Source organism: Hymenobacter sp. CRA2 (assembly GCF_002007105.1).
In the GTDB taxonomy this organism is placed as follows: Bacteria; Bacteroidota; Bacteroidia; order Cytophagales; family Hymenobacteraceae; genus Solirubrum.
In genome coordinates this window covers 515201-536273 of sequence record NZ_MVBC01000001.1, presented here as the reverse complement: position 1 = coordinate 536273, position 21073 = coordinate 515201, and the positions used below count along the sequence as shown (strand labels likewise).

Sequence of the window (21073 nt, the reverse complement as noted above, 5' to 3'; positions counted from 1 at the left end):
TGAAAAAGGAGGAGTGAAGAATGGCAGAACGACCATTCTTCACTCCTCCTTTTTCATTCCTTATCGCCCTACGGCAGCAGGGCGCCGAGTAGCAGGGCGCTAAGTACCAGAACGTAGGACGGCAGTCGGTCCCAGAGTAGTATCAGGAAGGTCGCGCCGACGATGATGGGGTTGAGCGGTAAGTCGACGCCGTAACGGCCCGGCATGTGCCAGGTGGGGCCGTCGGGCAAAGGGTGGTAGAGCAGGAAAGTGGCCGCCACCACCAGCCCGGCCGATACGGCGTTGATACCCTCCAGGGAGGAACGTACCACGCGGTACTGCTTGAGCTGGTCCCAGAAACGGATCAGAAAGAAGATGAGCAGCGTGCCGGGCATGAAAATACCCACGGCGCCCACTACGGCCCCGATCAGCTGCCCGCTGGTGCCGTAGTCGCGCATGGCCAGCGCACCGATGTAGGCAGCAATGGAGAAGTTAGGCCCCGGCAAGGCCTGCGTCAGACCGTAGCCGGAGAGGAATTCCTCGCCGGAGAGGTATTGTTTGAATTCTACAAACTCGGCGTAGAGCAGCGGCGCCAGCACTTGCCCGCCGCCGAACACCAGGGAGCCGTTGCGGTAGAAGTTTTCGAACAGGCGCATGGGCAGCGCGCGCGTGTAATGCCCCAATAAGGCGGCCACAATGAACACCCCGAGCCAGAGCACGAAGTTGGACCATTCAACCCGCAGAGGCTCTTTTTTCTCCACCTGCGGCATCTTGCGGTAGCGGAAGGTGGTAATCAGCCCACCGCTCACGAGCAAAATGGGCAGTACCCAGGGTAGCTGAAAGAAGTACGCAATGAGCGCGGCGGCTACCAGCAGGGCCACGGCGGTTTTGGTGTGAATTACCTTCTCGGCAATCTTGTAGGCCGAATACGCCACGAAGCCCACCGCCACCGGCTGCACAAAGCGCACCAGCTGACCGACCTGGGCTTTGTCGAGGTAGTTCAGGCTAAGCGCGGCGCCGGTCATCAGCAGCACCGAGGGCAGCATCCAGACCAGCAGGGTGAGGTAGGCCAGGTTCGGCCCGCCCAGGCGAAACCCGATGGCCGTGATGGTTTGGGTGGAGCCGGGCCCGGGCAGCACCTGGCACAGGGCCATCAGCTCCAGCAGCTCCGCCGACGAAAGGTAGCGGCGCTTGTCCACCAGTACCCGCAGCATCATGGCCGTGTGCGCCTGCGGGCCCCCAAAAGCCGTGAGACCGAGCACGGCGACGTCCTTCAGAAAGATGATACCGCGCACGCGCTTGGTACGAAGGCGCTTGGGCGGGGGCGCCAGCTTCACTTCGGCTGGTTCGGAGGGCTGCACGGGCAGTAATCGGGAGGGTGGTAATGGTAAAGAAGCACAATCCCGCGTGAACGGCCAACTGCCCAGGTAGTGCTTTAGGGCTGAAGTCGGGGCAGAACGGCGTTTACTTTAAGCCGCTTACGTGCTTGCCGGGCAGCCGTATAAAAACAACGGTGCCACGGCTCTGAAGCCGTGGCACCGCGTCGGTTGGGCCAAGCCGCAGGGCTTCGCTTACATCGTCGACTTTTTCTTCAGCCCGAGCTCGATGAGACGCTCGTTGAGGAATTCGCCGGCCGTGATGTCGGGCTGCTGCTTGGGATTGTCGGGCGTCACGCAGCTTTCCAGGGCAGCCAGGCTCATTTCGGAGCGCGGGTGCATGAAGAAGGGAATGCTGTAGCGCGAGGAGTTCATTTTCTCGCGGGGCGGGTTCACCACGCGGTGGATGGTGCTCTTCAGCACGCCGTTGGTCAGGCGCTGCAGCATGTCGCCCACGTTCACCACAATCTGGTCGGGCAGGGCGGTGATGGGAATCCAGTGCCCGTCGCGGCGCAGTACCTGCAGGCCGTCGGCGGAGGCGCCCATCAGCAGCGTGATGAGGTTGATGTCGCCGTGCTCGGCGGCGCGCACGGCGTCGGCCGGTACCGCATCGGGGTTTTCGATGGGGTAGTAGTGGATGGGGCGCAGGATGCTGTTGCCGTTGCGCACCTTATCGTCGAAGTAGTTCTCCGGCAGGTTCAGGTACAGGGCAATGGCGCGCAGTACGTCCTTGCCAGCGGCTTCCAGCGTCTTGTAGGTCGTCAGCGAGGTGTTGGCGAAGCTTTCTACCTCTTGCGGCCAGATGTTGTCGGGGTACTCGGCGCCGATCGGGTCGTTGGGGTCGTCGACCTCCTGGCCCACGTGGTAGAACTCCTTCAGGTCGCCGGTGTTGCGGCCCTTGGCGTGCTCCTTGCCCTTGCTCACGTAGCCGCGCTGGCCAGCCAGCTCGGGCTTTTCGTACTGCTGCTTCACCTCGTCGGGGAGGGAGAAGAAGGCTTTCACGTCGGTGTACAGCTTCTGGGTCTGTTCTTCGGTGAGGCCGTGATTTTTGAGGGCGATGAAGCCGATGTTCTGGTAGGCTTCGCCGAGCTGCTGCACAAACTTCGCTTTGCGCTCCGGGTCACCGGAGCGGAAATCCGCCAAGTCCAGCGAGGGGATTTCCTCCAACAATTTTTCGCTCATAGCGAGTGGGAATTACGTTTGGGGAACGTCTTTTTAGAGTTCGGCAAGATACTCAATTTATCGTTGCCATATTTTAAATCAACCGCCTTAGCGGCCTTGCCGTACGGGGGGGCACCACCTTTTACCTCCACCTGATTTCATGTACAAATCCCTTTGCCTGCTCGGCCTGACCGCCCTGAGTCTGGCTGCCTGCGACACCTCCAAGCAAAAGGCCGACACCACTACTGCCACGGCCGAAACAGTAACTTCAGCTACCGCTTCGGCGGCTACCATAGAGAAGAACGGCATCCGCCTCACGCCGTTTACCGACTCGCCCAAATACGCAGCTGCCGGCCTGCGCCTGAACACGCCCGCTGCCAATTCCACGGTGCCTAGCGGCGCCGTCGCCTTCGATTACGACCTGACCAACTTTCAGCTCACGAAGATGACGGAAAGCATGCACGCCGAGCACCTGGCCAACTCGGCCAAGGGCCAGCACATCCACAACATCGTGGACAACCAGCCCTACACGGCGCACTACACCACGGAGTTTACCAAGGACATTCCCGACGGGCAGCACGTGGTTCTCTCGTTTCTGTCGCGCTCCTACCACGAAAGCCTGAAGCACCGCTCCGCCTACGACCTGCGCGTCATAACCGTGGGCAAGTCGGCGGCCCAGCCCATGGCCTTCGACGTGAAGGCCCCGCACCTGTTCTATAGCCGCCCCAAGGACGTGTACACCGGCAACGACGCCAAGAGCGTGATGCTGGATTTCTACCTGGTCAACACTACCCTTGGTCCAGAACACAATAAGGTGCGCGCCACCATCAACAGCACGGAGTTCCTGCTGGATCAGTGGGCGCCCTACATGATGGAAGGTCTGCCCATGGGCGAAAACACCATCAAGCTGGAGCTGGTGGACGCCGACGGTAAGGTTATCCCGGGGCCGTTCAACACGGTTACGCGCACGTTCACGCTGCAGCCGTAACGCGCCTGTCTGCTCGTGCAAGGTCAGCGCCGGTTTCTCATGCGGGAGGCCGGCGCTGACTTTTGGGGGCTACCAGCGGCGCGCCCGCCGCAGCTGCCACTCCAGCAGCAGCTCGAAGTAAGGCAGCAGGCGCTTGTTGGTCTGGGCCAGTTCCTCGGCGGTGTAGGTACTGCCCACGTAGCTGCCGCGGCCCGCGCGGTAGCGGTATAGGTTCTGCAGCTGTTGCAGCCACAGGGAGGTCGTCAGCACCAGCGGGCCGGCGCGGCGCTCGTAGCTTAGCTCGGGGCCCTGCTGGCGGGTGAGGGCGTGCAAGTAAATGAGGCCCGGGGAGCCGGAGCCTTCGGGCAGCAGGGCGGCGCGCTGGTGGCTGCGCTGCTCCAGAAAGCGGTAACCGGCGCGCACGCTGCTCTGGCCGCGCACCCCGCGCCAGCCCCGGCGCATGCCCAGGCTCAGGTCGTGGATGATGGTGGTATCAAGCGGGCTTTCCTTGAAGGCTTGCCAGTTGAGTTGCCCGATGCGGTTTTCCCGCCGCTGGTAGTCCAGCGTCAGCAACCACTGTGGGCGCACTTCCCACTGCAGATGCTGCTCCAGCTCCAGCACGCGGCTGGCGCGGTTACGCAATTGCTCACTGGGCCGGTCGCGCACCTGGTAGCTCACCCACAGGTGATAGGCGCCGCGCCAGCTGAAGCTGCCCGGCACCCAGGCGAAGCCGGGCTCCCAGTGCAGCAGCCGGTCGGTGTAGTTTTCGGCGCTCTGCTGGGCTTTGATGAACACCAGCTGCCGGTATTCGCCCCACAGCCCCAGTGTGGTGCGGAAAGTAGGGTGCCAGCGTGACGTCACGCGCAGGCGCAATTGGTGGCTGGCCTCGTCGCGGTCCTGGTAGTTTTCGGAGCTAGGTGTATCCACGCGCAGCAGCTGGGCCGAGCCACTCACCGCCACGGCGTGGCGCGGATGCGGCAGCCAGGTCAGTTCGCCCTGCCATTGAGTGGTCTTTTCGAGAATGTCCCTGATTCGTTCGCGCTGCTCGGCCGTGGCCAGGCGGGTAGGGGAGAGGTAGCGGTTGTTGTCGAGGTAGTAGTTGCGGGCCCGCTCGTGGTACCAGAACTGCACCCGCGCCTGCAGCTTGCGGTGCGTCAGCACCAGCTCCTGGCGGGTGTCGTACTCGTGCTGGCGGTAGCCCAGGTTCTGTACCGTATCGGCCTGCGGGCTGAGGCGGCGGTACAAAAACGCGCGGCTAGGCAGCAGCACGCTGTTATCGGAGTGAAACGCGGCTTGCCCCGGCAGCTGGTAGTGCCAGGTAACCTGCGCCGCCAGCGTATCGCTCTGGATGCGCTGCACGTTGGTGGGCAGGTAGTCTTCGGTGCGCGTGTTGCGGTAGCCGAGGCGCAGCAGGCCGAGGCTGTTTTCATCCAACGGGCGCTGATAAAACACGTCGGCCAGGGCCCGCTGCCAGCGCCGCGGGCCCAGCTGGCTTTGGGTGCCCACCACGCGCACGCCCACCGGATCAGACCAAGCGGCCAGGGGGCGCAGCAGGGCTGTCAGCTCCACGCCGTAGGTCGGGCCCAGGTCCTGGCGCTGGTTGCGGGCGTCGTGGGTGAGGCCCCCGAGCAGGGCCAGCCGCACGGCCGACAGCGAGTCCTGCCCCGAGTGCGGGCGCAGCCGGTGCTGCCAGCCCACGCGCCCGAGCCACGTCACGGTGCGGATGTGGCTGGCGTGGCTGTAATCGTACATCACCTGCTGACCGGCCTCCCAGGCCCGGCCCAGCTGCACGAGGTGCAGCAGGTCGCCGCGGTAGTCCTCGCGCACGAAGGGTGGGCGGCCGCGTGTGTCGTACACCCACTCGGTGAGGGCGCGGTAACGTAGCTGCTGCCGGGGCGTCAGGCGCCAGCGGCCCAGCAGCTCGCTCTGTTGCGTGTAGGTGCTCACCCCGATGCGCCGCACGTGCAGGCGGGCTGCCACCAGCGTATCGGCCGGCAGCACGGCTGTCGTTGCTACGTCACTGGGCGTCTGGGCAATGGCCGCTGCGCCGGCGCCCAGGCACGCGCCGCCCAGGCTCAGAGCGGCCTTCCAGAAGCGGGCGAAGCAGCGCATAGCAAGCGGCGGGGCGGGGAGGGATGACGTCGTAAAGTACTACTTTGAATAGCGGCCCACAACCTGCTTTTCTGCCGACTGACATGCTTGTGTGGTGGAGCCAGCCGGTAATGATTTGTATTTTTGGGGCCTTTTGGCACCAACCGAAACTTCCGGTTGCCATAAGACGTCTTTGGAACTCATGCGTAATAGGCCCGGGGTACGTCTGGGCTGCTGTGCGCAGGCATCGTTTTGGCCACACTTCTTAATATGAGCATACGTTCACTTGTCCTGTCATTAGGATTGTTGGTGGGGGGAAGCAGTGGGGCCTGGGCCCAGCACGCCGTCTGGGCGGCGAAAGTGGTGGAGGTATCGTCGCAGAAAGCCGAGGGCAAAGAGCCCTTCTCGCCCGAGAAAGTCCTCGGCGAGCCCAACGCCCTGCCCCTGGGCCAGATCAGCAACGAAGCCTGGATTCCGAAAAAGGAAGGCCCGAAGGAGTTCATCGAGGTGAAGTTTGCCAAGTCGGTAGTGGCCAAGCAGGTGACCGTGGTGGAAAACTTCAACCCCGGCTCCATCATCAGGATTGAGCTGGTGGACACCCGCGGCGAACGGCACCAGGTGTACGAAAACCCGAGCCCCGGCCCGCTGCCCGAACTGTTCCGCACCCTGCAGGTAACGTTTGCGGCCGGCACCTACCGCACTATCGGTGTGGTGGTGACGATGAACACGGCCAAGGTGAACGGCGTGAACCAGATCGACGCCATCGGCGTGGCCGACGTGACCGACGTGATGGTGAAGAAGGAGTTCAAGGCCGCGCCCTCGGAAAGCATTTCCTTCGACTCGGCCATGGTCAACCTCGGCCCGAACGTCAATACCAAGTTCACCGAGGTGCACCCCGTTATTGCTCCCGACGGCCGCACCTTGTTTTTTGCCCGGCAGGGCCACCCGCAGAACGTGGGCGGGGCCAAGGACCCACAGGACGTGTGGTACTCCACCCTTACCAACGCCAAAACCAAGCAGTGGGGGCAGGCCAAAAACGCCGGTACGCCTATCAATACCACCTGGGGCAATGGTGTGGCTTCGGTTTCGGCCGACGGCAATACGGCCGTGCTCATCAGCGTCTACAACCCCGATGGCTCGGTGGACCCGAAAGGCGCCAGCATTACCCGGCGCAAGTCGACGGGCTGGACGCAGCCGGAAAAGCTGAAAATCCAGGACTTCTACAACGACGACGAGGAAAACGTCGACTTCTTCCTCAGCACCTCGGGCAAGCAGCTGCTGATGGCCGTGGAGCGCAAGGACGGCAAAGGGCAGCAGGACCTGTACGTGAGCTTCCGGCAGGCCGACGGCTCCTTCTCGCGGCCGCAGAACATGGGCGGCAACATCAATACCAAGCAGGCGGAGTTTGCGCCCTTCCTCGCGCCCGATGGCAAGACGCTGTACTTCGCCTCGGAGGGGCACACGGGCTACGGCAAGAGCGACATTTTCTACTCCAAGCGCCTCGACGACTCCTGGACGAACTGGTCGAAGCCGCGTAACCTGGGCCCGAGCGTCAACTCGCCCGCGGCCGACGGCTACTTCACCCTCTCGGCGGCCGGCGACGAGGCCTATCTCGTATCGGAACGCAACGGCAACGACGGCTCGCGCGACATTTTTCGCATCAGCCTCTCTTCCAACAACAAGCCCGAAGTGGTAGCCCTGGTGCGTGGCCGCGTGCTCGATGCCGCCACCAAGAAGCCGGTAGCGGCCACGGTGCGCTACGAGAACCTGATTACCGGCGAGGAAATCGGGGTGGTGGAAACCAACGCCACCGACGGCACCTACACCATCGTGCTGCCCACCGGTGCCCACTACGGCTACCGCGCCGATGCCACCGGCTACCTGTCCGAGGACCAGAACCTGGACGTAACCGACCGGCAGAAGTACTCCGAAGAAACCCAGGACCTGTACCTGATTCCCTTCGAAGTGGGCCAGAAGATCAAGCTGAACAACATCTTCTTCGCCCAGAGCAAGTACTACCTGCGCGAAAATTCCTACCCCGAATTGCAGCGTCTGGTGGCCATCCTGAAGAACTACCCGCAGGTGGAAATTCAGCTGCAGGGCCACACCGACAACCAGGGCGACCCAGCGCTGAACCTGAAGCTGAGCAACGACCGCGTGACCGAGGTGAAGAAGTACCTCGTGGCTAAGGGCATTGCCAGCAGCCGCATCACCACTCAGGGCTTCGGCGACACCAAGCCCATTGCCCCGAACGACCAGGAGGAAACGCGCAAGCTCAACCGCCGCGTGGAATTCGTGATTACGAAGAAGTAAAATGGTTACTGGGTTAGCCCGCTGACCATTCAATACGCCAGTGCTGACCAGCGGCCGGCTCCTTCGCGGGGCCGGCCGCTGCTGTTTGGCGGGTGGCAAAACGACTGGTTATTCGGTAGATTGGCCCGTCAGCCATGCAAGCCCATGCCCACCTTCCACGCCATCGAAGAGCCTACCCGCGCCCACCCAGACGTGGGGCGGCTGGCGGCGCTGCTGCAGCAGATTCCGCAGCTGACCGCCGCCGACATTGAGCAGATGCTGCCGCTGTGGCGCCGGCGGGTGTCGTTGCGGCGCGGTGACTTGCTAATGGGCGTGGGGCAGACGGAAGCGCACCTGTACTTCGTGCTGAAAGGCACCCTGCGCATTTACCGGCCCATGCCCGATGAGGACATTTACACCCGCTTCGCTTATCCTAACACGCTGGCTACCAGTGTGCCTTCGTTTCTGACGGGGCAGCCCTCCGAGTACTGCCTGCAGGCGCTGCAGCAATGTGAGCTGCTGGCCATTGCGAAAACCGACTGGCTGCGGCTCATCGACGAAAACGCCAACTTCGCCCGCTTCTGGCACCTGGAAATGGAGCGGGCGGTGCTGGGCCTGATCGAGCGGCAGATTGATTTGCTGCTGCCCGAGCCCCAGCAGCGCCTGGAGCGCGTGCTCAAGCGCAGTCCGCACCTGTTTCAGCTGATACCCAAGAAGCACATTGCCGCCTACCTGCGCATGACGCCCGAAACGCTAAGCCGCCTGGGCGCAAAATCTTGAGCGTAATCAAGAGTCAGCGCCCTCCAGGCACCGACTTTTGCTTAACCCACTGAAACGGGTTAAGCCATGAACGCCAACGCCTTTGTTGCCCAACTGCGGGCCACTACGCGCCGCCTGCAGCGCACCGTCGAAACGGAGCTGCTGCCTCTGAGCGACGCCGCGCTGAACCACAAGCCCAGCGCCAGCGCGTGGAGCGTCCTGGAGTGCCTGGAGCACCTGAACCGCTACAGCCGCTACTACCACCCGGTGCTGACCCGGGCCGTGGCGCGGCAGGAATCGGTGGCCACCTCAGCCCAAGTGCGCTACAGCTGGTTGGGGCGCAAGTCGTTGGCCATCGTGCGACCCGATAACGGCCGGCGCCACAAAACGGTGCGCCACATGAACCCCGCCGGTAGCCAGCTGAGCCGGGCCGGGCTGGAGGAGTTTCGCCAGCACCTGAAGGAGCTGCTGGGCCTGCTCGACGCTGCGCCGCACACCGACCTGAACCGTAAAGCCGTACCGGTGGAGTTCTTTCGCCTGCTGAAGCTGCGCACGGGCGAGGCCCTGGAGTTTGTGGTGCTGCACGCCGAGCGGCACGTGCAGCAGGCCGTGCGCGCGTCGCAATCGGTGCACGCCCCGGCACCGCTGCTGTCGGTGTAACAGAAGGTTGCGCGGCCCAGGCGGCGCATGCTACGGCCCGAGGCCTAACTTGCGCCTTCGTTTGTCCCTGCTGCTGCTGATGCCCGCGAAAATTGAGCCCTGGAAAATCCTGCAATCAGAGTTGGTGGTAGACCACCGCTGGTACAAGCTGCGGCGTGACCACGTGCAACTGCCCACGGGGCAAGTGCTCGACGACTACTTCGTGAGCGTACGCCCGAACGTGGTGCTGGTGTTCTGCCTCACCGCCGACGAGCAGGTGCTGCTGGTGCGACAGTATAAGCACGCGGCCGGCGACATTTTCATCGAGCTGCCCGGGGGCGTAGTCGACGAGGACGAAACGGCGCCCCTGGAGGCTGCCAGGCGCGAATTGCTGGAGGAAACCGGCTACGCCACCGACGACGTGGAGCTGCTGGCGGAAATCACCGACAACCCCACCAAGGACACCAACCGCATCTATTTCTTTCTGGCCCGCAACGCCCGCCGCGTGGCCGAGCAGAAGCTGGACGAAACGGAAAACATCGAGGTGCTCACCGTGCCGCTGGCCGAAGTGGAAGCTATGGTGCTGAGCGGCCGCATCCGCGTGGCCGGCTCCGTAGCCTTGTGCCTGCTGGCCCTGCGCAAGCTGCAAGCCGGCGCGTAGCTTCTGGGCCCGCGGCGGGTGGGCATAACTGCCCGCCCGACCTTGCGTACCACCGAGCTATGATGAAACAACGCGAAGTAACCGACCAGCACAATACCACCTGGACCTGCGTGCAGGCCTACGCCGCCGTCGACAGCGCGGCCACGGCCGAAGCGGTAGAAAAGAGCGAAACGGCCGAGGGCACCGTGCCCGTGGTGTGCACCCCCAGCGGCGGCGCCCAGACCGTGCGCCTGGAGCTAAGCAAGGATTGGCTGGACAACCTGTCGGATGACGAGCTGAAACGAGCCATTCAGGAGGCGCAGTAATATGTCCAGCCGCAAAAAGCCCCGCTACCGGCCGGTAGCGGGGCTTTTTGCTGTCAGGTAGGACGACTTTGAGGGGCTACAAAATCTGCGTAACCCGTCAGCACCGGTGACTTAGTAGGCCCGGGCGAAGTACACGCGGCGCTTCGAGGGCTTGCCCGTCACCATGCACACGCCGTCTTCGTCGGGCTCGTTCAGCGCGATGCAGCGAATGGTGGCCTTGGTTTCTTCCTTGATGCGCTCCTCCGTCTCGCCGGTGCCGTCCCAGTGGGCCACCACGAAGCCGCCCTTCTCGTCCAGCACCTGCTTAAACTCCTCGTAGCTGTCGACGCGCGTGGTGTGCGACTCGCGGAAGTTGAGGGCCTTGCGGTAGATGTTTTCCTGAATGTCCTGCAGCAGCTGATCGATGCTGCTCACGATGTCGGCCAGCGGTAGATTCAGCTTCTCCTTGGTGTCGCGGCGGGCCACTTCGATGGTGCCGTTGTCCAGGTCGCGGGCACCGATGGCGAGGCGCACGGGCACGCCCTTCAGCTCCCACTCGGCAAACTTGAAGCCGGGGCGCTCGGTGTCGCGGTCGTCAATCTTCACCGAAATACCGCGCTGGATCAGGCCCATCTGAATGGGGCGGATGCGCTCCAGCAGCTCGTCGAGCTGGCCGGTCTTGTAAATCGGCACGATGACTACCTGAATCGGAGCCAGCTTGGGCGGCAGCACCAAGCCTTCGTCGTCGGAGTGCGCCATCACCAGGGCGCCCATCAGGCGGGTGCTCACGCCCCAGGACGTGCCCCATACGTGTTCGAGCTGGCCTTCCTTATTAGTGAACTGCACGTCGAACGCCTTGGCGAAGTTCTGGCCCAGGAAGTGCGAGGTGCCGGCCTGCAGGGCCTTGCCGTCCTGCATCATGCCCTCGATGCAGTACGTCTCCACGGCGCCGGCAAACCGCTCGTTCTCGGTCTTGACGCCTTTCACCACGGGCAGGGCCAGGTGCTCCTCGGCAAACTCGGCGTACACGTCCAGCATCTGGCGCGTTTCGGCCAGGGCTTCGGTGTCGGTGGCGTGGGCGGTGTGGCCTTCCTGCCAGAGAAACTCGGCGGTACGCAGGAACAAACGGGTACGCATTTCCCAGCGTACCACGTTAGCCCACTGGTTGATGAGCAGCGGCAGGTCGCGGTAGCTCTGAATCCAGCCTTTGTAAGTGCTCCAGATAATGGCCTCCGAGGTCGGGCGCACCACCAGTTCTTCTTCCAGCTTGGCGTTGGGGTCCACGCGCAGTTTGCCGGGCTTATCGGGGTCGGTTTGCAGGCGGTAGTGCGTCACCACGGCGCATTCCTTGGCAAAGCCTTCGGCGTTTTTCTCCTCGGCTTCAAACAAGCTTTTGGGCACGAAGAGCGGGAAGTAGGCATTCTGGTGGCCCGTGCGCTTGAACATATCGTCCAGCGTCCGCTGCATTTTTTCCCAGATGGCGTAGCCGTAGGGCTTAATGACCATGCAGCCGCGCACGGCCGAATTTTCGGCCAGGCCGGCACGCTTTACCAACTCGTTGTACCACAGGGAATAATCCTCGCTGCGCTTCGGCAACTGTTTGCTCATCTTGGAGTATCTTAGAGAAAGAAAAAAGTTCCCGAGCTTGGTACAAGATTTGCCTGTACCATACGGGCACCGTTTCGGGCCCAAAGTACGTTATTAAACCGGAGCATTCCGCCCCGACCAACCAAGTGAGGTTGAACAACCTCTAGGGTCCAACCGTTCTTGCTCATACCGTCTTTACATTCCCGCGCACGCTGCCATGAAACATATCTCAACCACCTTATTGCCGGCCCTCGCCCTGCTCTCGCTTGGCGGCTGCGTGGCATCCACCGGCTACGTCATGACGGAGCCCGATGGCGTTTATTACTCCTCCAAAGACCGTATCTCTGAACAAGCCACGGCCTCGACGGCGGATCAGTCGTCCAATGAAGCTGGCATCGATGACCCCGATGCAGTAGCCAACCCGGAGTACAGCACCGCTAAGCGTTCCAGAGGCAGCGCCTCCGATGAATACTACAGCGACGATTACGACTACTCCTACATGGGCCGCCGGCGCTATAACGGCCTGGGCATGGGCTACAACAACTACTGGGGCTACAACGACCCGTTCTGGTACAGCCCCGCACCTTTCTACGGCTCGAGCTGGGCGTATAGCCCGTACTACGGCTACGGCGGCTGGGCTGACCCGTTCTGGGGACCGAGTTGGTACGGCGGATCGTCCATTTCCATCAACATCGGTTGGGGCCTGGGTCGCTGGGGCGGCTGGGGGCCCTCCTATGGGTACGGCTATGGCTACCGGCCCTACGGGTATGGTTATGGGTACGGCTACGGCAGCGCTTACTACAACGGCTTCTACGACGGGTATTATTCCGGCCTCTACGGTGGCGGCCGGGGCAATGGCTACTACGGCAACTGGGACGGTTACCGCTCCGGCGGCCGCAACGTGAACTACGCTCACCGCACCGACCGCAGTGTGGAAGTGGTGGGCGCGACGGGTAACGGCGGCGGTGGCCGACCCCGCGTGGACGAAAATACCGGCGGCCGTGCCGTCGAAACACCCAGCCGCTACCGTTCGCGCGTGTCGGACGGAGCCGTGGTGGGTGGTGGCGGAGGCGGTGGGTTCTCCACCTCGCCGAACGGGCGCGTGACGCGCACCGGGGATGCCGCGCCGCAGCAAGCTGCTGAGGGGGCACAACCCGGTCGGGGCCGCCTGTACCGTATCACCGAAGCTGCCGCCAGCAAGCCGGAAGGCGCTACGCCCAACGCGCAGCTCGGTGACCAGACGACGGACTACGGCAATACCAAGCGCCGCAATGGCCGGGTGAATCAGTTTGGTAGCGCAACCCAGAACAACCAGACCACTTCGCAGCCCGAATATTCGCAGCCGCAACCCCAGTACTCGCGGCCGCGCCGCGAGTCGCGCTACAATGAATCCAGCACGCCTTCGCCGCAGGTAGACCAGCAGCCCACCCGCCGCGAGCGGAGCTACGAAGCGCCTACCCGCGCCTACGAGGCGCCCACGCGTTCCTACGAAGCCCCGTCGCGCTCCTACGAGCGTAGCGGCGGCAACTTTGGGGGCGGAGGTGGCAACTCCGGCGGCGGTAACTCTGGCGGTGGCGGTGGTAGCCACGGCGGCGGTGGCCGGGGCCGCGTAAACTAGCGCCCATCTCTCTGTTTCTTCCGCGGAGTTTTATCCGCATATCCCTTTAGCTATGAAACGCTATGCCATGGGGCTGGCCCTGCTGGGCTTGGCCAGCCCCCTCTTTGCCCAAAATGAAGCCGATGCACTGCGCTATTCGCGCCTGCAGTTTGGTGGTACAGCCCGCTCCCTGGGCGCCGGCGGTGCCAACGTGGCCGTGGGTGCTGACCTGGGTAACCTCGTCAGCAACCCGGCCGGCCTGGGTCTGTTCCAACGCTCGGAATTCAGCTTTTCGCCCGGTCTCGGCATTACCAACTCGGATGCCCGCGTGGGCAACGTGAACGGCTCGCCGCAACTGCGCGACACCCGCAACAACTTCCACGTCGCTAACGCGTCGATTGCCTTTGCCAACCGCCGCCCCGACAGCGACAACAACGACTGGCGCGGTGGTACGCTGGCCGTAGGCTTTACCCGCGTCAACGATTTCAACGCCAGCTTCCGCTACCGCAGCACCCTGCCCGACAACCGGTCGCTGTTTCAGCGCTTCCGCGAGCCGCGAGCCTCGCTCGATGACATTTACGGGCAGGACTCGGTGCGCAGCTACACCTCGCTCGACGGGCTGGCGTACGGGTCTTTCCTGTCCGATTTCGGGCGCGTGAACGGCCGCGACGCCATCGTGACGCCTGGGCCGCTGCAGCGTACCTCGGCCACGCAGGAAGAGCTGGTGCTGACCTCCGGCTCGCAGACGCAATTTGATATCGGCTACGGGGGCAGCTACCGCGACAAATTCTACATCGGCGGTGCCTTCGGTATACTGACCTCCCGCTACAACTCCACGAGCGAACTGGTAGAAACCGACGAGACGAACTCCAGCCGCTCGTTTGGCAGCCTGACGCTGCGCGACGAGCTGCGCACCCGCGGCAGCGGCTTCAACGCCCGCCTCGGCGCCATCTACCGGCCGCTGGACTGGCTGCGTGTGGGGGCTTCGGTGCAGTCGCCTACCTTCTTCCAGCTCGACGACGAGTACAGCACGGCCCTGAGCGCCGAGTTCCGGCAGCCCATTACGGTAGGGGGGCAGAGCGTTTCGTCCAGCTCCGTCAAGACCGAGCCGGGCCGCTACAGCTACCGGCTCACCACACCGTGGCGTGCCAGCGGGGGCGTGGCGGCCGTCATTGGCAAGTACGGCTTCGTGTCGGCCGACGTGGAAACGCTGGACTACAGCGAGGCCCGGCTGCGCAACGCCTCGGACCTGCAGGACGGCGATACGTACTCGTTTGCGTCGGAAAATGACCGCATCAGCCAGATCTACAAGCGCGTGGTGAACGTGCGGCTCGGGGCCGAAGCACGGCTGGATGCCTTCCGCCTGCGGGCCGGCTACGCCAGCTACGGCGACCCGTACCGCGACAGCCGCTTCGACCGCACGCAGGAGTACTACACGGGCGGCGTAGGCTTCCGGCAGCGTAACCTGTCGCTGGACCTCGCGGGCGTGTACAGCACGGCCAACCGGGTATACTCGCCCTACACGCTGGCCAGCGGCGCGCAGCCGGAGGTGAAGGTCAATACCAACCGCCTGACGACCACCCTGACGCTGGGCCTGCAGTTCTAAGCACTTCCCACAGCCTGTAAAACAACAACGGGCGGCCCCGCAAGGAGCCGCCCGTTGTTGTTTTTGGGGTATCGGTTAGCGTCGTCGCACTTTCACATCGAGCGTGAGCACGCCCGTGGTAGTGGAAATGTCGCTGACGTTGATCAGGCCGTCGTTGCCATCGGCGGTGCGGAAGGCCACTACCCGGCCTTTGGCCAGTGGCGCGGTGCTGCTGGCGGATGGAGCCGCGGCCGTAACGGCTGCGGTCAGGGCCGTTTCGTTGGTGATGTTGGCGAAGGAGGTCGAGCTAAGCGACGTAACGGCCAGCACGGTGAGCCGGCGAACCGTCCAGTCCTGCACCCGGAAATTAGGCGAGGCGGTAGCCGAAGTTGGCGAAGCCAGGGTAGGGCCCGCGGTGGTGGGCACGTACAGGATGTCGGTCAGGCGTTGGTAATCCAGGGTATCGGTGGCGTGCGGCGGCAGCGCGAAGCCGCGTAGCGCCGCCAAGGCCGCCCGATTGGTTCTGTTCAGTGGCGGCTGCAGGCGCACAGTGTAGCTGTGCAGGGCGGCGAGCGAATCGGCGGGGCGCACCGTAACGGTAATCCGGCGCGTGGCGCGGTTGCCCGCTTCGTCCAAGGCGGTGTACACCCAGGTTTGCCGGCCGGCGTTGGTGCTGGCGCTGAAGCGGTGCGTGAACGAGAACGACTGGCTGTTGATCTTGTCCCGGAAGTAATACGTCAGCGTGTCTCGGAACTCGGGACGGTTGGCGTCGAGGTAAAACTGCTCCTGCGCCGTGATGGTCAGGCTCTTCAGCGGCGGGTCTTCCGAGCGGTCCTGGCCCAAGTCGCTGGTCTGGGCAAACACCCGCACTTCTATCGTGTCGCCGGCCGAGGCGGTTCGGTCGCCTGTGGTAGCTGTGCCGTTGGAGACAAAATCGAGCAGCGGCGTCCTGTCAGGCGTTTCGCAGGCTACGGCCAGCGGCAACAGGGCAAGTAGATATAAGGAACGGAACAGGCGCATAGGTAAGGCAAAGGTCGGAGAAAAGCGGAGACGAACGGCGGCCGGGCTGCAACCCTGCCCGCCGCGGCGCCGACGTTGGCGCGGCCGCGTACCTTTAACGCTGCCACTGAGTTTTCTTACATGATCCACCCGTTTAAGACTTTCGGCCTGGCTGCGGGCCTGCTGCTGGGCAGCACCCCAGCCGCCGTATTGCTGCCTTTGGCGCCCGTGGTGGCGCAGCAGCGCCAAGCCATTACCCTCGAAGACGTTTGGGCCAAGGGTACCTTCGCGGCCCGGCAGGTGCAGGGCTTCAACTGGATGCGCGACGGCCGCTACTACTCCGCCCTGGACAAAGGCGAAGTGGTGCAGCACGACGTAACTACCGGCCAAGCCACGCAGACGCTGGTATCGAGCCAGCAGCTGCGCCCCGCGGGCGCCGACCAGCCCATCAGCGTGGACGGCTACGAGTTCAACGCCGACGAGCAGAAGATGCTCTTCAGCACCGCTACCGAGCCCATCTACCGCCGCTCGACGCGCGCCAACTACTACGTGTACGACCGCGCCGCGCAGAAGCTGTTGCCGCTGAGCACCGGCGGCAAGCAGAGCTACGCCACCTTCTCGCCCGACGGCCGCCGCGTGGCCTTCATGCGCCAGAACAACCTGTACGTGGTGGACTTGCAGACCATGCAGGAGACGCCTATCACCACCGACGGCGTAGTTAATAAGCTCATCCACGGCGGCGGCGACTGGGTGTACGAGGAAGAGTTTGAGGTGTCGAAGGCCTTCCAATGGTCGCCCGACTCCAAACAGCTGGCCTATATCAGCTTCGACGAGAGCCGCGTGCCCGAGTACAACCTGCAGGAGTGGGGCCCGCTCTACCCCAAGGACTACCGCTACAAATACCCCAAAGCCGGTGAGCCGAACTCGACGGTGATGGTATCGGTGTACGACGTGGCTGCCGGGCGCACCACCAAAATGGACATCGGCACCGAGACGGACCAGTACGTGCCGCGCATTCAGTGGACCAAGACGCCGGGCCTGCTCAGCATTCAGCGCATGAACCGCCTGCAGAACAAGCTGGAGCTGCTGCACGCCACCACCGCCACCGGCAAAACCGACGTGGCCTGGACGGACACCGACAAGGCCTACGTGGAAGTCACCGATGACCTTCGTTATCTGCAGAACGGCAAGCAGTTTATCACCACCTCGGAGCGCGACGGGTACCGCCACCTCTACCTCTTCGACATGAAGGGCAAAGTGGTGAAGCAGTTGACTTCGGGCCCCTGGGAAGTCACCGAATTTGTGGGCCTCGACGAAGCCAAGGGCATTGCTTATTACGTGTCGGCGGAGGCCTCGCCCCTTCAGCGCCACCTCTACCGCGTGAATCTGAACGGCAAAGGCAAGCAGATGCTGGGCTATCCTGGCGTAGCAATGGGCGTGACGTCGGGGGCCAATACTCTGCTAAAGCTCGGCGTGCAGGGCACCGACGTGGTGAACATGAGCCCCGATTTCCGCTACTACCTCAACTACCACACGGCTGCCAACGAGCCCGTGACGGTGAGCCTGCGCACGGCCCAGGACGGCAAAGAGGTGAAGGTGCTGGAAGACAACGCGGCGCTGAAGCAACGGATGAAGGACTACAGCTTCACGCCGCAGGAATTCTTCACCTTCAAGACTTCGGAGGGCGTGCAGCTGAATGGCTGCACCATCAAGCCGGCCAACATGGAAGCGGGCAAGAAGTACCCGGTGCTGACCTTTATGTACGGCGGTCCTGGCTCGCAGCGGGTGCTCGACAAGTGGAACAGCGTGGACTACTACCCTTGGTTTCAGTACCTGGCGCAGCAGGGCTACGTGGTGGCCATCGTGGACAACCGCGGCACCGGCGGCCGGGGCGCCGCCTTTAAGAAGGCGACCTACGGGCAGCTCGGCAAGCTCGAAACCATCGACCAGGGCGAGGCAGCCAAGTACCTCGGCACCTTGCCGTGGGTGGACAAGGCGCGCATCGGCATCTTCGGCTGGAGTTTCGGTGGTTACCTCTCGTCCCTGGCCATGACCAAGAATGCCGACCTATACAAAGCCGGTATTGCAGTGGCTCCGGTGACGACCTGGCGCTACTACGACTCCATCTACACCGAGCGGTTTCTGAAAACCCCGCAGGAAAATGCCGCCGGCTACGACGAAAACTCGCCGGTGCAGTTTGCCAACCTGCTGAAGGGCAAGTTTCTGCTGGTGCACGGCACCGGCGACGACAACGTGCACTTCCAGAACTCGGTGGCCTTTACCGACGCGCTCATCAAGGCCAACAAGGACTTCGAGCAGCTGTACTACCCCAACCGCAACCACGGCATCTACGGCGGCAATACCCGCCTGCACCTGTTCCGGCAGATGACTAACTTCTTGCTGCAGAACTTGTAAGCCGCCGCTAAGTCAGAAAAAAGCCCGTCATTCGGTTTGAGCTTCGGAGCCGTGCGCCCAATGAGGGCCGTGGCCGGTGCCCGACCAAATGGCGGGCTTTGCTATGGTGGCGAATAAGAAAATGACCTAAGTATCGTTCAGCGAGGCTGATTCTGCGTAGAAACCCGTCGATATGCGCCCGTTCCGACTGACCCCGGTGCTGCTGGGTGGCTTGCTGCTGGCTACGGCCGGTGGCTGCCAGCGCGAAAGCGCCACCCGCACCGAAGCCGCCGCTCCGCGTCCCTCGACGCTCACCGATGAAACCGCCTGGGCGGATTCGGCCGCGCCATTGCCGGCTAGCAAGCGTGACTGGCACCGCCTCGCGCGCCGCACCAACGCCAACGCCCCACTTATTCGCTACCGCGCCGTGCGGCGGCCGGCGGCCCTGGCCGCCGAGCTGTCCGCGCCCAGCGAAGCCCGCCTGTTCGACCTTACGCTGAAAGCCAGCGAGTTTTTCCGCATCGACCCCACCCAGCCCGCCGAAGTGCGCGGGCGTGAAGGGACCGTAATTCGTTTGGCGGCCAACGCTCTGGTGGATCAGCAGCAGCGGCCGGTGCAGGAACCGGTGTGGGTCGAGCTAAAAGAGTGTTTTACGCTGCCCGAGCTGCTGCTTTCCGACTGCATCAGCGTGGGCGCCGGGGGCGAACCAATGCAAACCGGCGGCGTGCTGCTGGTACGGGCCACCACCGGCCACGGACAGGCTTTGCGGCTGGCCAGCGGCTACGCCGTGGAGCTGGAGCTGCCCGATGAGCAGCGCCGCGGCGCCCACCAGCTCTACCACAGCCCCGACCGGCAGCACTGGGCCGCATTGCCCGTGGAGGCCCAGCCGGAAAGTGGCCCAGCTTACGCGCAGGCCTCTACCGGCGGGAGCAGCATCATCGGGGCAGCAGCTGAAAGCAGTGCTACCGGCAGCTCCAACCTGTTGTCGTCGGCGGCTGGCGTGCCGGCCGAAAACGCCCTGCGCAGCGCCGAGCTGGGCTGGCTGACCTGCCTGCGCAGCTGGCATCCGGCCGGTGAAGCGGCCCTGGTGGTGCCCGCCGAGGTCGACGAGCATACGTCGGTGCGGCTGGTATACCCCGAGGCCGGCGTCATCATCCCCGGCACACCGCAGGCCGATGGCTACGCCTTTGCCGGGGTGCCGGCGCAGCTACGCGCCGTGGTGGTGGGGCTGCGCTATTTCAACGGCAGCGCCTACCTGGCCGTGCAGGAGCTGCAGCCCGGGGCTGCCGAAGTGCCCGCGCTGGAGTTTCGCGAAGCCGAGCTGGCTGACATCGAGCAGGCCCTGGAGCAGCTGCGCTAACGGCGCGGCCGTCCGCCGCAAACCGGTATTTTGCGCGCCGAACCGCACCGGTTCTGCGCGCTATGCCCATTCCCGTTTCTGCTCCTCGCCGCTGGGTACCTCTGCTGGTGTGGCTTGCTGCCGCTGCCGAGCTGTACTGGACCACGTTTGGTCGCAACAGCGCTGGACCGTACTGGAGCCCCATCTGGTTGCTGATCAGTGGCCTGCTGCTAGCCATGGGCGCGGCCGGCTACGTGCCGGGCTATCAGCTTAGGTGGCCGACGCGCCGGACGGTGCCGGCTACACGCTGGGGCCTGGCAGTGGCTGCCGTGTTGGGCAGCATAGCGCTGTCGGCGGGTGTGGTAGGGCGCACCATCGAGCGGCTGCCCGCCGCCGACCTGCTGCGCACCTCCGACATCGTGCCGGCGCTCAAGCTTTATGTGGGGCGCCTGCTGAACGGCGAACAGGTCTACGCGCCGCTGGATCTGGGCACTTACACCTCGCTGCCCAATTATCCGCCCATGCACTGGCTGCCCTTCGTGCCGGCCGAGCTGCTGGGCGTAGACTACCGCTGGTGGGCTATGGGGGCCTTTTGGCTCGCGCTGCTGCTCTACCAATTGCTGCTCGCCCGGCTGCCCATGCCGTGGCCCGAGCGGCTGCTGAAGCTGGTACTGCCCGTGCTGGCGGTGCATTTCATGGTGCTGATTGAGCGGGCCCTGGCGGGGCAGACGATTGAGCCGCTGGTATTTGGCTACTATGCGGCTCTGTGTGCAGCGCTGCTGCACCGCTCAGTACCGGCCCGCGCGCTGGCCTTGGTAGCCTGCGTACTTTCGCGCTACTCGCTGGCGCTGTGGCTGCCGCTCTACGCCGTGCTGCTGTGGCACGAAAGCCCCCGCCGGGCCGGGCAAACAGTCGCGCTGAGTATGGGGGTGGCCGTGTTGCTGCTGGTCCTGTTTCTGTGGCCCGACCCCTCTTCGTTCATCGCGGCCCAACTCGAAAATTTCAACATCGCCCACGCGGAATGGGCCGCACCCGTGGTGCCGCAGCTCGGCGGGCCGCAACACCTCTATAAGGGCGTGGGCCTAGCGCCGTGGTGGCACCGCGCCGCCGGCTCCGACATCGATGGTGCTATCCAAAGCCTGCAGTACTGGCACTTCGCCGTGTGCACGCTCGTGCCGCTGCTCTTTGGGCTGTGGTGGTGGCCCCGGCGGCTCCGGCTCGATACGCGCTTGGTGGCGCTGATCAGCCTGAAGGCCTACCTGGTCGTCTTCTATGCCTTTATCGTGGTGCCGTTTCCGTACCTGGGCCTACTGAATCTGGTGGTTTCCTGGTTTGTGCTGATGCTCATCAGCGGCCGCTAAGT

At 63.8% G+C, this 21073-nt stretch carries 16 protein-coding genes; 11 read left to right on the top strand and 5 right to left on the bottom strand.

The window, feature by feature from the left end:
- Positions 1-68: 68 nt before the first annotated feature.
- The gene (chrA, locus tag B0919_RS02090; protein ID WP_078010530.1) at positions 69-1340 is read right to left on the bottom strand and encodes a chromate efflux transporter; all 1272 of its coding nucleotides are present in this window, start codon (positions 1338-1340) and stop codon (positions 69-71) included.
- A gap of 210 nt (positions 1341-1550) precedes the next feature.
- Positions 1551-2537 carry an isopenicillin N synthase family dioxygenase gene (locus B0919_RS02085; protein WP_078010529.1) on the bottom strand — a complete coding sequence of 329 codons (987 nt, stop codon included), beginning with the start codon at positions 2535-2537 and terminating at the stop codon, positions 1551-1553.
- Positions 2538-2676: 139 nt separating this feature from the next.
- Between B0919_RS02085 and B0919_RS02080 the strand changes: the two genes are divergently transcribed.
- Positions 2677-3504, top strand: a complete 828-nt coding sequence (locus B0919_RS02080) for a hypothetical protein (protein ID WP_078010528.1) — start codon at positions 2677-2679, stop codon at positions 3502-3504.
- 69 nt (positions 3505-3573) lie between these two features.
- Here B0919_RS02080 and B0919_RS02075 read toward each other — a convergent pair whose 3' ends face one another.
- Positions 3574-5595 (bottom strand): hypothetical protein, encoded by a 2022-nt coding sequence (locus B0919_RS02075; protein ID WP_078010527.1) that lies wholly within the window; start codon positions 5593-5595, stop codon positions 3574-3576.
- A gap of 249 nt (positions 5596-5844) precedes the next feature.
- On the opposite strand from B0919_RS02075, the gene B0919_RS02070 reads away from it, so the two are divergent.
- The 5 genes from B0919_RS02070 (at position 5845) to B0919_RS02050 (ending at position 10230) form a co-directional block, all read left to right on the top strand.
- The gene (locus tag B0919_RS02070; RefSeq protein WP_078010526.1) at positions 5845-7887 is read left to right on the top strand and encodes an OmpA family protein; all 2043 of its coding nucleotides are present in this window, start codon (positions 5845-5847) and stop codon (positions 7885-7887) included.
- A gap of 144 nt (positions 7888-8031) precedes the next feature.
- The gene (locus B0919_RS02065; RefSeq protein WP_078010525.1) at positions 8032-8646 is read left to right on the top strand and encodes a Crp/Fnr family transcriptional regulator; all 615 of its coding nucleotides are present in this window, start codon (positions 8032-8034) and stop codon (positions 8644-8646) included.
- 66 nt (positions 8647-8712) lie between these two features.
- Positions 8713-9285: a DinB family protein gene (locus tag B0919_RS02060; protein ID WP_078010524.1), complete on the top strand. Its 573-nt coding sequence runs from the start codon at positions 8713-8715 to the stop codon at positions 9283-9285.
- Between the two features lie 79 nt (positions 9286-9364).
- Positions 9365-9925: an NUDIX hydrolase gene (locus B0919_RS02055; RefSeq protein ID WP_078010878.1), complete on the top strand. Its 561-nt coding sequence runs from the start codon at positions 9365-9367 to the stop codon at positions 9923-9925.
- Between the two features lie 59 nt (positions 9926-9984).
- Positions 9985-10230, top strand: coding sequence for a hypothetical protein (locus tag B0919_RS02050; protein ID WP_254846448.1), 246 nt, complete (start codon positions 9985-9987; stop codon positions 10228-10230).
- A gap of 111 nt (positions 10231-10341) precedes the next feature.
- On the opposite strand, the gene proS is transcribed toward B0919_RS02050, so the two are convergent.
- Positions 10342-11817 (bottom strand): proline--tRNA ligase, encoded by a 1476-nt coding sequence (gene proS / locus B0919_RS02045; RefSeq protein ID WP_078010523.1) that lies wholly within the window; start codon positions 11815-11817, stop codon positions 10342-10344.
- A gap of 196 nt (positions 11818-12013) precedes the next feature.
- Here proS and B0919_RS25100 point away from each other — a divergent pair, with 196 nt between their 5' ends.
- Both B0919_RS25100 and B0919_RS02035 read left to right on the top strand, forming a co-directional pair.
- Positions 12014-13414, top strand: a complete 1401-nt coding sequence (locus tag B0919_RS25100) for a hypothetical protein (RefSeq protein WP_176132809.1) — start codon at positions 12014-12016, stop codon at positions 13412-13414.
- Positions 13415-13466: 52 nt separating this feature from the next.
- On the top strand, positions 13467-14999 hold the full coding sequence (locus tag B0919_RS02035) for an OmpP1/FadL family transporter (protein ID WP_078010521.1): 1533 nt from the start codon (positions 13467-13469) through the stop codon (positions 14997-14999).
- A 75-nt stretch (positions 15000-15074) separates the two neighbouring features.
- Here B0919_RS02035 and B0919_RS02030 read toward each other — a convergent pair whose 3' ends face one another.
- On the bottom strand, positions 15075-15998 hold the full coding sequence (locus tag B0919_RS02030) for a hypothetical protein (RefSeq protein WP_078010520.1): 924 nt from the start codon (positions 15996-15998) through the stop codon (positions 15075-15077).
- Positions 15999-16118: 120 nt separating this feature from the next.
- Here B0919_RS02030 and B0919_RS02025 point away from each other — a divergent pair, with 120 nt between their 5' ends.
- The 3 genes from B0919_RS02025 to B0919_RS02015 all read left to right on the top strand — a co-directional run bounded on the left by B0919_RS02025 (position 16119) and on the right by B0919_RS02015 (position 21071).
- Entirely contained in the window at positions 16119-18392 is a 2274-nt protein-coding gene (locus B0919_RS02025) for a S9 family peptidase (RefSeq protein WP_078010519.1), read from the top strand.
- 172 nt (positions 18393-18564) lie between these two features.
- On the top strand, positions 18565-19731 hold the full coding sequence (locus tag B0919_RS02020; RefSeq protein WP_078010518.1) for a hypothetical protein: 1167 nt from the start codon (positions 18565-18567) through the stop codon (positions 19729-19731).
- Positions 19732-19793: 62 nt separating this feature from the next.
- Positions 19794-21071, top strand: coding sequence for a hypothetical protein (locus B0919_RS02015; protein ID WP_139361845.1), 1278 nt, complete (start codon positions 19794-19796; stop codon positions 21069-21071).
- Positions 21072-21073 lie beyond the last annotated feature (2 nt).

Excerpts from the sequence above, each read along its gene's own strand:
- B0919_RS02070 (WP_078010526.1), top strand. The coding sequence starts at position 5,845 with ATGAGCATACGTTCACTTGTCCTGTCATTAGGATTGTTGGTGGGGGGA.
- B0919_RS02080 (WP_078010528.1), top strand. The coding sequence starts at position 2,677 with ATGTACAAATCCCTTTGCCTGCTCGGCCTGACCGCCCTGAGTCTGGCT.
- B0919_RS02085 (WP_078010529.1), bottom strand. The coding sequence starts at position 2,537 with ATGAGCGAAAAATTGTTGGAGGAAATCCCCTCGCTGGACTTGGCGGAT.
- B0919_RS02055 (WP_078010878.1), top strand. The coding sequence starts at position 9,365 with ATGCCCGCGAAAATTGAGCCCTGGAAAATCCTGCAATCAGAGTTGGTG.
- B0919_RS02020 (WP_078010518.1), top strand. The coding sequence starts at position 18,565 with ATGCGCCCGTTCCGACTGACCCCGGTGCTGCTGGGTGGCTTGCTGCTG.
- B0919_RS02015 (WP_139361845.1), top strand. The coding sequence starts at position 19,794 with ATGCCCATTCCCGTTTCTGCTCCTCGCCGCTGGGTACCTCTGCTGGTG.
- B0919_RS02050 (WP_254846448.1), top strand. The coding sequence starts at position 9,985 with ATGATGAAACAACGCGAAGTAACCGACCAGCACAATACCACCTGGACC.
- B0919_RS02030 (WP_078010520.1), bottom strand. The coding sequence starts at position 15,998 with ATGCGCCTGTTCCGTTCCTTATATCTACTTGCCCTGTTGCCGCTGGCC.
- B0919_RS02075 (WP_078010527.1), bottom strand. The coding sequence starts at position 5,595 with ATGCGCTGCTTCGCCCGCTTCTGGAAGGCCGCTCTGAGCCTGGGCGGC.
- proS (WP_078010523.1), bottom strand. The coding sequence starts at position 11,817 with ATGAGCAAACAGTTGCCGAAGCGCAGCGAGGATTATTCCCTGTGGTAC.
- B0919_RS02060 (WP_078010524.1), top strand. The coding sequence starts at position 8,713 with ATGAACGCCAACGCCTTTGTTGCCCAACTGCGGGCCACTACGCGCCGC.
- B0919_RS02025 (WP_078010519.1), top strand. The coding sequence starts at position 16,119 with ATGATCCACCCGTTTAAGACTTTCGGCCTGGCTGCGGGCCTGCTGCTG.
- B0919_RS02035 (WP_078010521.1), top strand. The coding sequence starts at position 13,467 with ATGAAACGCTATGCCATGGGGCTGGCCCTGCTGGGCTTGGCCAGCCCC.
- B0919_RS02065 (WP_078010525.1), top strand. The coding sequence starts at position 8,032 with ATGCCCACCTTCCACGCCATCGAAGAGCCTACCCGCGCCCACCCAGAC.
- B0919_RS25100 (WP_176132809.1), top strand. The coding sequence starts at position 12,014 with ATGAAACATATCTCAACCACCTTATTGCCGGCCCTCGCCCTGCTCTCG.